This is a genomic window from Bacillus cereus group sp. BfR-BA-01347 (assembly GCF_022663835.1).
Classification (GTDB): Bacteria; Bacillota; Bacilli; order Bacillales; family Bacillaceae_G; genus Bacillus_A; species Bacillus_A thuringiensis_K.
The window spans coordinates 185,544-202,357 of the sequence record NZ_JAKUGG010000001.1; the positions used below are offsets into that span (position 1 = coordinate 185,544).

The following is a 16,814-nucleotide window of genomic DNA, read 5'->3' on the forward strand; positions in this document are numbered from 1 at the left end:
AGAGACAACTCACATATTATATGAAAAAGGTAATATGAGGAGTGAATTTATTTTGTCACAATATATTTCTTCCCAAGAAGATTGTGTGCCAGAAAGTAGCGTTCACATTAATTGTTTTGGCGCAGTTCCAAACTCGGGAAATGATAGCTCATTAGCAATTCAGCAAGCTATTGATTATTGTGTAGCGAATCGAATTTCGACGGTTAGAATTACCGGGGTAAATACGTACAAAATTGTAAAGCCGATTGTTATTAAATCAAACGTAAGATTAGAGTTAGATCCTACCGTAACGCTGCAAATTGATGGAGATTTTAATGCATTTGAGCTACAAAGTAACGCTTCGATAGTTGGTGGTACTCTTCAAGTTATAAATCCATTGTTTCAATCTGTTGTTATTTATGTTTCTGGTTCACAACAAATCGAAGTACCTAATCAATCTGTTATATCAAATATAAATATAGTAAATGCAACCCCATCGTATAAAGGAAAAGCTATACATTTTTATTGTCAAAAGGCATGGGATTTTATTAGTTTCTTTCAAGTTAAATTTATTCAAATTAAAAACTTTCAAACTGCAATACATTTGAAGACAGAATATATAAATGATATCAATACACCTTGTTGGATTAACGCCAATGTATTTCAATCTATATTTATTGATGGATGTGTGTATGGGATTGAAGTAGATGGAAATAGTGATTTACCAAATGAAAGTTCAGGAAATACGTTTCATGATATTCAAGTACAATGTAGACAACAAACGAAAAAAGTAATTCGTTGCTCAGGTGCGTATAATACATTTGATTGTATGATCTGGGATACGTACCGGATGAGTAGTGAACAAATTGTCATTGAATTTTCTTCTAATTCTCATCGTAACTACCTTTTTTCAAATCTGCTTTCGACAACTATTGTAGATAAAGGGCAATATAATGTTTGTAAGTCTACCTATGAAGAATCTCTTCGAATTCAGTTACCGATTACGTTAAATAAACCTCACTTAATAGGCAATCAAGATGATATATTAGTAAATGCTCAGCAAAAGTATATTGTTAAGCAAGTAAGTGGGAAAGTACCGTACGGTGGAAATCTAGCAAATTGCTTTAATTTAATAGATGAACAAAGTGTAAACTATATTGACGTTCCAGATAGTAATCCAGTTGTTATTGAACTGGATTTTACGAAAAAACCAATACAAATGTTAAATTGTTTCGGAATGTATTTTGGATGGGGAGAGAGTCCAAAAAAAATTAAAATTGAATATGCATTAAGCGCAACTGGAAATTGGGTTATCGCATCGGATGTTCCATTAAATGTAGGCGATACAATTATATCGAATATGAAGGCGAATCAACTATATAAAGTAAGAATTACATTAAGTGGTTATTCTCAAGATCATAAGCGTTTTCGAATTAATCGTATCTTTGCAAGATCTTCTCTGGAAAACGGGAATGCTTGGTTAGCGACAACTGGTGGCAGAATGTTTGGAGATATTGAAATAGAGGCAAGTAAAGGTATAATCATGAAGACTGCTAGTGGAGCGAAATGGAAAGTTACTATTAATGAAGCTGGTCAACTTATTACGACTAAAATAACTTGAGAGGGTGTTTAAGTGTATATTCTTAGACAAGTTACAACGTAGTGGGATATAGGTAATGAAAAAGAGATTGTAATTTGGTTTCAACCAAACTACAATCTCTTTTTTGTTTAAATTACTTCCACCAAATCCAAGTCCAAAGGTAATTTCGTACATTTCGAGGAGTAATGCGAATGAAGTGTTCACCGTCAAAGAAGCAATTTAAATTTGGAAGTGTTTCATCTGGATTTTCTGGAACAAAGGTGACGATGTTTTCGTTACTTGTAACGGTTACTGTAATTGGTGGGTCGGTAGGCGATACTTGAAGTTGTAACGAAATATTGGCCGTATTTTTAAATTCTTTATTAACAGGTGGGCTTATTACTTGTACTGTGAATGACACGATAATTGTTTCGTTTGGTTCCAAATTAGTAGCGACTAGGAAACCGATATTCGGATTCGCTAGTGGAGAGCGTTCACCGTTAATAAAGACAGTGCCGTTTATAAATTGTAAACCTGCTGGAATGGTATCTTGTAAAGAAATATTTGAGAGTGAAATTTCGGAAGTATTTGTAACACGTACCATATAATCAAAATATTGATTTAAATAAACTGAGCTGACGGAAGCGTTTTTCGTGACTGTTGCAGTTACAAATTGAACTGGTATACGAACGATATTTGAATTAACAATGAAAGTAACAATTGGATCCTGTGGTGTCAATTGAAAAGCAGCGGTAACTGTTGCAGAATTTATAATTGTACTGTTTGAAGGAATAGAAGTTACGAGAACTTGAAATGTTATAGTTGCTACTGAATCTGCGGGTAAAGAGCCGATATTAATACCAGTATCTGGTCGAATGTTTGGAACGGGAGTACCGTTAATTGTTACACTGTTTTCTATTAATGTTGTACCAGCTGGAATCATATCTAAAACGGAAGTACTTAATGTAGGAATTGGGGAATCATTAAATGCCTCTAATGTGAATGTAATAACATCTCCTATAATGACGATAGATTTGTCTGCTGTTTTCTCAATGCGAACTATTGGATTAATGATTATCGTTGTAACAATATTTGTTTGTTTTGTAACAGTATTTATTTGCCTTCTAATCGTAATAGGTGGTTCGGTTGGACCGACAATAGACGTATAGGAAATAGTCGCATCGTTATTGATTCTAGATTGAAGAGTAGAAGAAGAAATTTTCACTTGGAACGTAATAATAACAGATTCATTAGGAGCAAGATTTCCTAACGTAATACCATTTTCAGGGTTCTCATTAGGCTGATTGATTCCGTTAATCGTAACACTACCAATAACGAATGTCGTATCTACTGGTGCCGTGTCTACTAGAAGAAGATCTTCAATAGTGATATTACCATTATTCGTAATAGTAATGGTGTACGTTAAAGTTTGACCAGGCAAGGCGCTCGTGAAATCAACAACCTTTATCGCAACGACATTATCATTTTGGACAGTTGTAGTGACAGTATTTGTTGTAGTTGTATTCGTAACAGGTGCGTTATTTGGGTTGACTATATAGTTAAAGGTAGTAATTGCATTGTTGTTGAGTTCATTTGGTGTTGGGATAGAAGTTACAGTTACTTGGAATGAAACTATTGCGTCTCCACCAATAGGTATAGTACCAATTGGTATGCCGCTTACTGGATTCACTCCTGGAAGGATTTCTCCGTTTACAATGACGCTATTTTCTATAAACGTAGTACCTTGAGGAATAATATCTTGAATAATTACATCATTTACTGCAACATTACCGGTTTGATTTAGTGTAATCGTATACGTTAACGTATCACCAACCGTTGCAAATGCAAGATCAACAGTTTTATTACTATTCAAATTCGCATGATTAATTTCTGTTGCTGCAGCTGATGAAATAATGGTTTCCGTAATAGGTGGTCGATCTGGTAACGTGTATTCATATTCAATTGTACGATTGGTTTGTGGAATCGAGGTGACCCGTACTTGGAATAGAACAGTTGCTCTCGTATTAGGCGGAATGTTATCAATTTGTATACCGTTAAGTGGATTGTCATTTGGACGAGCGTTTCCGTTCACAATAACACTATTCTCTATAAAGTTCGTATTTCCTGGGATGCTATCTGTAACAATAATGTTTTCTATTTGTATATTTCCGTTATTTATAATGGAAATTGTATAAGGGATGATTGTTTGTAGGTCAGCATATTGGATAGGTGTTGTTTTTGTCGCAATTACATTAGCAGAAATAACTTCAGTGAAAGTAATATTACTAGTCGATAGTTGTTCCTCGCCAGTAATTGTATAACGAGAAGTTGATTGATTTTGAACATAGCCGCTGGCTGGAAGAGCTGCGACAGTAACAGAAAATGTGACTGGGATAGAAGTGTTAGGAGCAATCGTTCCTACAAGTATACCAGCACTTGGATTGGCATTAAGCTGAGGAATGTTATTTACTAAAACGCTACTGTCAATAAAGGTTGTTCCATCAGGTATATTGTCTGTAAATACAACAGCAGTTGCATCCGTATTCCCCGTATTCGTTAAAGTTGTTGTATAAGTTAAAATGTCACCAATCGTTACAGAGGTCAAATCAACAGTTTTAAGTGAAACGATATCAGCATCATTAATTTGAACGAAAGTAGTATTGGAAGTAGTCGATTTTTGAATTGGTGCAAAGTCAGGATTGAAAATAAAGTCGTAGACGATGTTTGCAGTATTGGGTGTTGGATTTACAGCAGGTAAATTCGTAACTGAAACTTGGAATGTTATTGTAGCTATTTGACCTGATGCGATATTAGGAATGGAAAAGCCGATATTCGGATCTGCTGCAGGAAGTACAGTGTTGTTAACTGTTACACTTCCCGGAATAAATACCGTTCCATCTTCTATAATATCAGTAAAAAAGATGGAGTTAGTTGTAGTGGATCCGTTATTTTGAATGGATACTGTATATTCAATGGTTTCATCAATGTTAGCTAATACAGTATTAGCAGATTTTGTAGCAATAAGAATAGCATCAATAAATTGTATATTTGTACTATTGGAAGAGGTCGTTTCTGAAATTGGTGGGGCGCTTGGGTCTGGTCGATACTCATAGTGAATGACAGCGATATTATTAATGTTATTTTGTGGCGGTATAGAGACTACGCTTACTTGAAAAGTAACAATAATCGTGTTATTTGGAAGAATTATATCAAGATTGATACCGGTAATTGGATTTTCATTAGGCCTTGGTATGCCATCTACAAGTATGCTATTTGGAACGAATGTGGTGCCAGCGGCAATTGCGTCAATGAGGAGAGTATTTGTAATAGGTACTGTACCAGCGTTTGTAACTGCGATTGTATATGTGATGATTTGACCTATGCGTGTAATAGATCTGTTAGCGGATTTAATTGCACTAACATTTGCCGTCCGCACTTCAGTATTTACTGCATTTGATAACGATATGCGCTGAATAATAGGAGAACTAGGATCAATTTGGTATTCGTACGAAGTGTCTGAAATATTAATGACTGCATTGCCCTCTGGTATATTTGTAAGTTGTACTTGGAATGAAATAGTGATTGTTTCATTTGGTTGTATCGTGCCGAGAGTTACTCCGTTTTCAGGATTCACGCCAGGCTGAATTACATTATTTATTGTTAAGCTATCTTCAATGAATATAGTACCTTCTGGAATATTATCAACGAACACGGTATTGTTAGCTGGAACGGTTCCTATATTTTGTAGTGTATTTGTGTAGGTAATCATTTGCCCGATTGATACGAAAGTTACATCCGCGCTTTTAACAGAAATAATATTTGCATTTTGAAGTGATGTTGTAACAATGTTAGAATTTGCAGAGCGATTTACTGGTGGGGCTGTAGGAATGCTTACATATTGGTAAATTGCTGAAGATTGATTTGCAATTTCGGTTTCAGTAGGTGGATTATTTGTTTGCACTTGAAATAGTATCGTTTTGGAACTGTTAGCAGGAATGGTTCCAATCGGTATTCCATTTTCAGGATTTACACCTGGCTGCAGGACGCCGTTAATTGTGACACTATCGGGAACAAATGTAGTCCCAGCTGGAATAGAGTCTGTGAAAATAATATTTATTGCGTCAACATTACCGATATTTTTCACTTCAGAAATATAAAGTATAGTTCCGCCAATATCTACAGTTGTTGGATTGGATGTTTTTGTAATTACCAATTGTGCTTGCACGAAATTTGTAATGACGATATTACTAGTAGATGTTTCAGTAATAGGCGGTTGCCCTGGGTCTGGCTGAATTGTATAAGTTGTGTTGGATTGATTTGTAATTGATTCTTGCGAGAATGGATCGTTAATAAGAATTTGGAAAGAAATAAGGTGAGTAGCGTTTGCTGATAAGGTAGGTAAAGTAACACCAGCATTTGGATTGGCACCAAGCATAGCTGTTCCATTAAGTGTAAAACTATTTTCTACGAATGTAGTACCTTCCGGAAGAGTATCTGAAAATATGAGATTTGTAGCTGGAATATTTCCGGTATTTTCTAGTGTTATCGTATAAGTCAAAATATCTCCTGTTGTTGCTTGTTGTGCATTGACTGCTTTTAAAGAAAGAATAGTCGCGTCCGAAATTTGTGTGAAAACTGGATTGGACGTAATTGTTCGAGAGATGATAGGAGCAGTTGGATCAGCGATAAAAGTATAGTCAATACGGGCTGTATTAGAAATAGGATTCACGTTTGGAATGAATTGAACGATAACTTGAAATGTGACGGTGACGATTTCTGAAGGTGAAACGGAGTTTAATGGTATTCCTATGTTAGGATCGGTACCTGGAACAGAAACGCCATTAATGGTAACACTATTCGGAATAAATGCGGTTCCTTCTGGGACCAAGTCTATTAAAGTAACTGTATTTGCAGTAGTATTTCCGTTATTTTGAACGACTACTGTGTAAGTGATTGTACCGTCAGTAGATTGTACGAGAGAATCTGTACTTTTAATTACGGATAACGATGCATCAACAACAGCTGTATTAACTGTATTAGACGAGGATGTTGCTGTAACTGGAGGTTGATTTGGATCGACGATATACGTGTAACTTGTAATGGCTTGATTGATAATTGCTCCTTGCGGTGGAATAGAACTAGCGACAAATTGGAACGTAATAGTAGCAGAATCACCTGGCGCGATAATACCAACTGGAATACCGAGAGTTGGACTTGCATCAGGAAGTGAAATTCCATTTAGCGTAACACTATTTGGAACAAATAATGCGCCCTCAGGAATGCCATTAATGAGTAATACAGGGTTTGCAGGGAAGTTTCCAGTATTCGTTAATGTTGCTGTATACGTAATTACTTCCTCGATAGATACAATTGAACGATTTGCTTGTAAGACAGTTGTAACAGTTGCGTTATTAATTTGTGTTGAAGCGCTATTAGAATTTATCGTGCCTGTAACAGGAGGAGAGGCCGGATCAACGATGAAAGCGTATTGAATAGATGCTACGTTTGTAATCGGATTTGAAGGTGGGGTTGATGTAACTATGACTTGGAAAGTAACAGTTAAGGAGCTACTCACGCTAACTGTTCCGATATTAACTCCGTTATTTGGATCTGCCCCTGGAATGGTACTTCCATTTACAGTAAAACTATTTTCTACAAAAGTTGTTCCTGCTGGAATCGTATCTGAGAAATTTACATTCGTAGCGTTTGTATTACCGCTATTTTGAATTAAAACTGTATAAGTGATCGTATCGCCAATATTCGCAAAGGCAGTATTAGCAGTTTTTACAGCTGAAAGGATTGCTGAATTAATAGAAGTAACGAAGACGTTCGTTTCCACATTTCCAGGTTGAGCCTGTAATGCATTTCCTACGTTATATTGGAAGTTTACAAATCCTAAGTTTTGGAGCTCTGGTGTGAATGTTGTTGGGTTACTTACAATTTGAACTTGGAATACAATTGTTACAGTTTGATTTGGAATGATCGTATTTATGCCAATACCGTCAATGATAGAAGCGGATGGTAACGGAGTGCCATCAACAATAACTGATCCTGCAACAAATTGTGTCCACAATGGTATCGGGTCTGAGAAAATAACGTTATTGGCAGGAATATTTCCAGTATTCGTGATCGTAGTTGTATACGTAATCGTATCACCAATCGTTGCAAAAGCTTTATCTCCAATTTTAGTGGTAGTTAAAATAGCACTTTCAATTGTTGTTGTAACACTATTTGAAGTAATGTTTTTTGAAACTGGAGGGTTAGCTGGATTGACGATATGTTGGAAATTAACGCTAGCTTGATTAGTAATTGGATTTATAGGCGGAATTTCATCGGCACTAATATGAAAAGATACGATGACAGACTGGTTTGGCGCGATATCACCAATTGGAACGCCTGTAATTAGGTCTGCATTTGGGATAGTAGTTCCATTGAGTGTAAAACTATTCGGTTCAAAGGAAGTTCCGTCTGGAATCATATCGGTAAAAATAACATTCGTCGCACTAACATTTCCGCTATTTGTAATCGTAACGGAGTAGATAATATCTTGCCCAATATCTACCGTTGATACATTTGAATTTTTTTGTGCAGTAAGGATAGCGCTATTAATTTGTGTTGTCGTTGTATTAGATTGATTAGAAGTTGAAATGAACGGCTGGTCGGGATCAACAATATAACGATAAGTGGTAAGAGCTGAATTAGAAATAGGGTTGTTGATTGGTAGGGTTGTAACGGTAGCTTGGAATGTGATAATGGCTGCAGTACCACCGTTAATTGAACCGATATTTACACCAGTAGATAAATCAGCATTTGGAATGGTTTGCCCATTAACCGTGAAACTGTTTGGAACAAAAGTTAAATTGCTATCAAGTATATCGATAACGGTAACATCAGTTGCAGTCACATTTCCTGTATTCGGGAGGTTAAGTGTAAATGTTATTGTATTACCAACATCCGCAAAAGTAAGATCTGTTGTTTTTGTACTTATAATATTTGCGTTGTTTATTTGAAGAAGCGTAGTGTTGGAAGTAGCCGCACTTAATACTGGAGGATTAACAGGATCAACAGTAAACTCATATGTCGTTGATGCAGTATTTGGTGCTGGATTAATAGGTGGAATGCTGTTCACTGTAACTTGAAAGGTGATACTATATATTTCATTTGGTGGAAGTGCTGCAAGTAATACACCGTTATTCGGATTCGCGTCAGGTTGCAAAACACCATCGACAGTTAATGTGTTAGGAACAAATGTGATTCCACTTGGTAATACATCTTTGAATACAATGTTGGCTGCATCTGTATTCCCTATATTTGAAATAGAAGTAGTGTAAAAAGCAGTTTGCCCGATACCTGCAAACGATACACTTTCATTTTTCGTCATGGATAATAGTGCTTCTTTAATTTGCGTTGAAACAGGATTGCTAATTGAAGTTTCTGCATCAGGCGGTGAGACTAATTGGTACGATGTTGATGAGAAATTTACAATGGGGTTTTCCGTTGGTAATGACGTTACAGTAACTTGGAACGAAATTGTTACTGTAGTCCCAGCTGTTATAGTTCCGATATTTACACCGTTCATTGGATTTGCGCCACTTTGAGGAATTCCATTAATAGAAAATGTGTCTGCAATAAATGCTGTTCCGTTCGGTACGGTATCTGTGAATATAACATTTTGTGCGGATGAGTTTCCATTGTTTGTTAAAGCGACAGTATAAGTGAGTGTGTCTCCAATACGACTAAAGGATTTATCGACTTGTTTTAATGAAAGAATGGTAGCTGTATTAATCGTAGTGAACACTGTGTTTGAAGTAACCGTCCTTGAAACAATAGGGGCATTAGGATCAGCGATAAATGTGTAAGAAGCAGTAGCGGAATTGGCAATAGGATTTTGGGCTGGTGTAGAAGTAGCAGTAACTTGAAATGCTATAGATATTGAGCTGTTAGGAGCAATTGATCCAATCGTTATACCGGTATTAGGATTGAGTCCAATTTGCTTGATATCATCTATTGTAACGCTATCAGTAATAAACGTTGTTCCATCTGGTATAAGGTCAATGAAAGCAATATCTGTAGCGTTTGTATTACCACTATTCGTTAAAATGGTCGTATAGGTAATGGTATCACCTAGTGTTACAAGTGTTTGATCGACGGATTTAATCATCGTTATGATAGCATCTAATACAGGGTTTGTAACGATATTCGTTGAAGTAGAAGTTGTAACAGGAGTTCCGTTTGGATCGACAGTATAAGAATATAAAATGGTATCATTCCCCATAATTGAACTTGAAGGGGGAACAGAAAGAACATTTACTTGGAAAGTAATGGTTACTGTTTCACCAGGAGCAATATTTGGTATGTTTACTCCAAGTGCTGGTTGCACACCAGACTGCTGAATTCCATTTATTGTAACTGAATTTGGTATAAATGTAGTACTAGCTGGAATGGTACTTGTAAAAGTTACATTTGTAGCTGGTGTATTTCCTGTATTCGTAATAGTCGTTGTATACGTAAGTGTATCCCCGACGGAAATAACCGATTTATCAACAGTTTTTGTTGTAGTTAATATTGCGCTATTAATGGTCGTTGAAACCGTATTTGATATAGTTGTTTGTAATACAGAAGGTTGGCTAGGATCAACTACATGTTCAAATTGTACGGAACTAAAATTAGAAATTGGATTTATACTTGGAATATTTGTAACAAGAACATTGAGAGTAATAACAGTCGTTCCACTTGGATTTATATTTCCAATCTGTATTCCGTTCCCAGGATTTCCAATTTGCTGTGTACCAGAATCATTTGTTAAAGTTCCGGAAATAAATGTTGTTCCTTCAGGTAAAATATCCGTAAAAATTATATTTTGTGAAGTGACATTTCCAGGATTACTTAATGTAATTGTATAAGAAATTGTATCGCCAATCGTAGCGAAAGTTTTATCTACAGATTTGATTGCCACAACTTCCCCAGAATTTATTTGTGTCGAAACAGAATTAGATGTCGTACTTCGTGAAACAAGTGGTAAATTAGGTCCTGTCATAAATTGATAATCAATGAAAGCACCGTTTACAACTGGTGAATTTGGCCCTCCAGGTCCGATTGTAAAAATAGGATTTGGAATACTAACTACTTGCACGCGGAAGGTAACGTTTATAAAATCTCCTGCAATAATATCCCCAATTGGTATCCCGTTTGCTGGATTTACTCCAGGTAATAAAACCCCGCCTACTCGAACGCTATCTTCTATGAATACTGTATTATTTGGAATCGAATCTGTAAACATGATATTCGTAGCAGTCGTGTTTCCTATATTTTCTAATAAAACTGTATACGTTAAAAATGAATTTCCAGGTGCGATGTCAGAAAATAGTCGATCCACACTTTTCGTTGCTTGGATAATTGCTTCATTAATTTGCACTAAAGTTGGATTACTAGTAGCTGTTTCTGTCACTGGTGGCTGGTTAGGATCAACAATGATAGAGTATGTCGTACTAGATTGATTTAAAGTTGGATTTGTAGCTGGTATTGAGCCGACGATCGCTTGAAAACTAACTATTGTCGTTCCTCCAACCGGAATTGCGTCTAAAGAAATCCCGCTATCTGGTCTAAATCCAAGTTGTGGGATAGTGTTAATTTGTACGCTATCAGGAACGAATGAAAGTTCAGGTGGTAATATATCGATAAAAACAGGTGTGTTTGCGGTAGTATTTCCGCTATTAATGAGCGTAGTTGTATACGTAATTGTATCTCCAACAGCAGCAAAAGCACTGCTTGCAGTTTTTGTTGCGATAACGGACGCAGTATTTACTTGTGTAAAAGTTGTATTGGATTGAACTGTTCGTGAAACAGGCGACTCATTTATATCAACAATAAAGCTATATTGAAGCGATGATTGATTCGGAATGGGATTAGGATTTGGAAGAGTTGTAATATTCACTTGAAAACTAAGTGTAACCGATGCATTTGAATTCAAGTTACCAATAGTAATACCGTTTTGTGGATTTGCATTCGGGATTGTTACACCATTTATCTTAAAGCTATTTGGGACAAAGGCGGTACCATTTGGAATGGAATCTGTAAAAACAATGTTATTAGCGGTAGTATTTCCTGTATTTGTAACAACTGAGGTGAATGTAATCGTATCTCCAATTGTTGCGAAAGTTGTACTAGCATTTTTATTTATTACTAAAGTAGCGTCAATAATCGGTGTAACTGTCGTGTTTGTAACGGTACTACCAACAGCTGGTGTTTCAGTTGGATTCACTGCATATTCGTAGTTTACAAGAGCATTATTCGTTAAAGTTCCACTAGGTGGAATAGCGAGAATTTTCACTTGGAATGTAATGAAAGTAGTGCCTCCTGGTGAAATATCGTCTAAATGAATACCTAATGAAGGGTCTAATCCAGGTTGGGAAATGTTATTGATCGTAACGGAATTGGGGATGAAGGATGCACCTGGTCCAAGTCCATCCGTTAAAACTGTAGCACTAGCAGGGATATTTCCTGTGTTCGTAACTGCAATCGTATAAGTAACGATATCTCCAATTGCAGCATTCGGTATGTTTACTGATTTCGTAGCGATAATCGTAGCGTTGTTAATTTGAGTTGTTATTACATTACTTGATGCATTGGCGGATGCTGGAGGTAAGTTCGGGTCTACGATATATTGGTACGTTGTGTTACTTTGGTTCGGGATTGGATTCGGATTCGGGATGGAGTTTACTTGCACCTGGAACGAAATTATCGTATTTGCATTCGGATTTATAGGATCAATTGCTATTCCATTCGTTGGATTTACATTAGGCAGTATATTCCCGTTTACTGTTACACTATTTGGAATAAAAGATGTCCCGCTTGGAATTGCATCGGTAAAGACTATATTTGATGCAAGTGTGTTCCCGTTATTCGTTAAAGTAGTCGTGTACGTAATAATATCATTTACGTTCGCAAACTGTTTATCTGCAGATTTTGCAGCGGTAATCGTTGCATTATTAATAATTGTCTGTACAGTGTTAGAGGCCACGATCTGCATTACAACTGGTTTGGATGGATCGTACATGTATTGGAATGTAGTGCTCGATTGATTCGTAAGCGGATTGGGACTAGGAATAGTTGGTACAAAAACCTGGAATGCAACAGTACGTGATGAATTTGCTCCAATTGTACCAATTAAAATGCCGTTAGCAGGATTTGCATTAGCTATAGGGACACCGTTAATCGTTACAGTATTAGGAAGAAAGGTGGTACCAGCTGGAATGATATCTGTAAACGTTACATTAGAGGCGGGGATATTGCCGCTATTCGTTAAAATTGTTGCATAAGTTATGACATCGCCAACATCAGCGGAATTTGTACTTGTTAGTTTCGTAGCGACAATATTAGCAGTATTAATTTGTGTAGCTACGATATTGCTAATAGCGTTCCTGACAACAGCAGGTAAATTTGGATCTGCGATAAAGCTATATTGAAGTGCAGCACTGTTTTGAACTGGATTTGGTGAAGGTAAACTATTTGCACTAATTTGGAAAACAATTGTTGTAATGCCGCCTGCTGGAATCGTACCAACTTGAAGGCCGGCACTTGGATCCGCACCTAGCTGTAAAGCACCCCCTATAAAAATACTATTTGGTACGAGAGTCGTACCAGGTGGAAGTATATCGGTAACGACTACATTATCTGCTGGAGTATTTCCTGGGTTAGCTAAGGCAATTGTATATGTGATTGGTTGCCCAACATCAGCGATAGTTAAATCTACATCCTTGAAAATAATTACATTTGCTAAATTAATTTGTGTACTTACAGTATTACTTAAAGATGTTTCTATCGTTGGTGGATCTCCTGGGTTCAAAATAAAGCTATACTGTGTACTAGATGAATTTATTGTTGGATTTTGTGTTGGTAAAGAGGTGACAGTTACTTGATAAGAGACGGTAAGTGAGCCGTTAGCAGGAATAGAAGGTAACGGAACACCGACATTTGGATCGACGTTATTTTGGAGTACACCATTAATAAGGAAAGTATTTGGGATAAAGGTAGTACCGTCTGGATTCGTATCAACAAAAGTAGGACCATCAGCGGAAACACTTCCTGCATTTGCCAAAGTAACGGTATAAGTTAATACATCCCCAACAGTAGCAAACGCTCGATCCACTGCTTTGGTTGAAACGACATTTGCGTCATTTACTTGAGTGAATGTAGTGTTTGAAGTTGTGTTCTTACTTACAGGGGAAGCATTAGGATCCACGATAAAGTTATAGGAAATAGAAGCGCTATTTGAAATAGGGTTTGGATTTGGGATGCTAGTTATTAATACTTGGAATGAAGCTGTAATTGTAGTATTAGCATTGATACTATCGATATTGATGCTAGCTGGTGTAACGCCTGGTTGAGTAACATTGTTAATCGTAACACTGTTTGGTATAAAGACAGTACCATTCGCGATTGAATCGGATAGTACTACATTGTTCGCCGCAACATTTCCATCGTTTGTAAGAGAAAAGGTATAAGTTAAAACATCTCCAACTTCCGCAAATGTTTTATCTACAGACTTAGTAGCCTGAAGGTTTGCTATTCTAATTGTTGATGTAACAGAATTAGAATTTGTTGTTTTTGAAGTTGGTGGCACACTTGGATTTACAGTATATAGGTAAGAAGCGAATGCATTATTAATGATAGGATTTTGGGCAGTAATATTGATGACTGTTACTTGAAAAGAAAGAGTAAAAGTAGCTCCGCCAGGAATTGTTCCTATAGGTAAAGCAATGAGAGAATCTACATTTTGTAAAACACCGTTTAGTGTTACAGTACCAGGAGTTAATATCGTTCCATTTGGTAGTGGATCTGTTAGTTGCAGCTGTATTTCCACTGTTTGTAATAAGAATTGTATAACTGATTGTTTCGCCAATTGTAGCAAATTGTTTATTTGTTGATTTTGTTACTGTTAAATTCGCATTGTTAATTTGAGTAGAAACAAGATTAGAAGAAATGTTTTTTGTAACGGGTGATTGGCTAGGATTGACGGTATATTGATAAGAAGCGCTTGAACCATTAGATATGACATTCGACGCTGGAATTGTATTTACTACTACTTGAAATGAAACATTTTTTGTTGTGCCAGTTGGAATAGATCCTATATTCACACCAGTAGCGGGATTTGCTCCAACTTGTGTCGTACCATCTATTGTTAAACTGTTGAGAACAAAAGTTGTTCCAGTAGGAATGACATCTGTAAAAATAACGTTATTCGCATTCGTATTACCTGTACCTGTAAAGGAAACAGTGTACGTTAGTGTATCACCAATATCTGCAAAATTTTTGTCTACTGCTTTCGTCATTGTTACAGTAGCATTATTCACTTGAGTGGAGACAATATTCGTCGTATCAGTCCCGCTTACTGCCGGTTGATTTGGCACAGGAATGTATTGATAAGTTGTTGTACCACTATTTAATATTGGATTTGTTTGCGGGATAGAAGGAACGAATACTTGAAATGAAACCGTAGTCGTAGAATTAGCAGCAATAGATCCAATTGATATACCAGTAGCGGGATTTGCGCCAGCTTGAGTAACCCCGTTAACAGTTACACTCCCTGGAATGAAAGTAGTCCCGCTAGGAATCGGATCCGTATATATAACGTTCGTTGCCGCGATATTTCCTATATTAGCTAAGGCAATACTGTAAGTTAACGTTTCACCAATATCTGTAAAAAGTTTGTTGACTGATTTTGTGCCATTAATATCTGCGAGGTTAACTTGTGTTCCAGCAGAGTTGCTTGTTGCAAGACCGTTAAAGGTTGTTCCTCCGGCGATTGGTGTATATTGAAATGTAATATTAGCAGTGTTAGAGATAGGATTTTGACTTGGAAGAGAAACGACAGTAGCTTGGAAAGTTACTGTACGAGAAGCACCATTATTAATGGTTCCGAGAGATATACCAGCGGCCGGATTTGCGTTCGTTTGTGGGACATTATCTATTGTTACAGTGCCAGGTATAAAGGAAGTACCGTTAGGGAGGATGTCTGTAAAAATAACGTTATTGGCAGGAAGAAGTCCGGTGTTAGGGATAGTAACTGTATAAGTGAGAACGTCTCCAATTGCCGCAACACTTTTATTTACGCTTTTCGTTGCTTGAATATTAGGTGAATTTATGTTGATTTGTAAACCGACTGTATTCAACATATAAGCGTCTCCGTTAGTCGTTAAACGGATTGCGGCGGACACTTGAGAATTTGTTAAATAAGGAGAAATATCAATAGAAGTAATGTCCCAACCTTGCCGGCCTGCGGAGATATTTGTGCTTGTAGCGGCACTTTGATTGCGCGTTCCAAATGTCCCAGTTGTATCTAAGTTTCCTGCAGCATTATTCACTTGAGAACCGAAGAAGTTATTTACAGCATTATTTGGCCCAGATAAAGCATTTAATGAACTGAAATTTGGTCCAAATAGCGCTTGATCCCCTGTTATATCTGCATCTCCTTCAATAGAACTTAAAAATAATCTCCCGCTTACAGGTCCTCCTGAAGGTGTTAAGAATCCAGAAACAGCTACATCTGCACTACCAGTATCAGCAGAAACACGGTTTCCAGCTACGTAAATTGTTAAGTTTCTTGCTGGTAATGTCCCGTTTTGATAAGCGACGATAAGCGTCCATCCAGCTGAATTAATTGTTCCATTAGAAGCATCTATAGGATCTACAAGTCCAGGGACAGCTCCCGTAGTATAAGAACCAGAGCCTCCAGCTTGAATAAGGGTTGTTACGTCTGCTGAACGAGTGTAAAAGCCAAATGTAATAGAATTTGAAACGAAAGTTTGATTTGAAGCTGTAACAGCTGAAGGAGTAATCAAGTATGTTGAAACAGGTGTTGTAAAAGAAACCGGGTTTCCTAATACACTCGTAATGTTTTGATCACGAGATAAATAGTTTCCACCCCAAACGAGTTCTGCGTAAAGAATCGTACTACCAGCAGGTATATTTAAAAGAGCGGTAGAACTATTTTGTGTATAGTTTAACGTTGTACCAGCAGGAAAAGTAGGTACTTGTAAAGCAGTATTTGTAGTTGCGAATGCACCAATTGCTCCGATTGTACCAGCACGGTTTTGATTACTAATTTTACTTAATCCTAAAGTATTTCCTGTAATAGCGAGTGCGCCGTTAGTGGTGGTAGAAAATCGATTCGTAATGGGCATGTTGTCACCTCATTCCCAATATAGTCTTGGTCAAAATAGGATATGTGTGTGACAAATAAAGGGAAACATGTACA

Annotated in this window: 1 protein-coding gene and 1 pseudogene; one reads left to right on the plus strand and one right to left on the minus strand. The window is 36.9% G+C overall.

The features are described from left to right. Nucleotides 1-52: 52 nt before the first annotated feature. Complete coding sequence (locus MR143_RS01005) at nt 53-1,600, plus strand: glycoside hydrolase family protein (RefSeq protein ID WP_000084977.1); 1,548 nt, start codon at nt 53-55, stop codon at nt 1,598-1,600. Nucleotides 1,601-1,712: 112 nt separating this feature from the next. On the opposite strand, the pseudogene MR143_RS01010 reads toward MR143_RS01005, so the two are convergent. Continuing rightward, nucleotides 1,713-16,740, minus strand: a pseudogene (locus MR143_RS01010) (cell surface protein). Nucleotides 16,741-16,814: the final 74 nt, after the last annotated feature.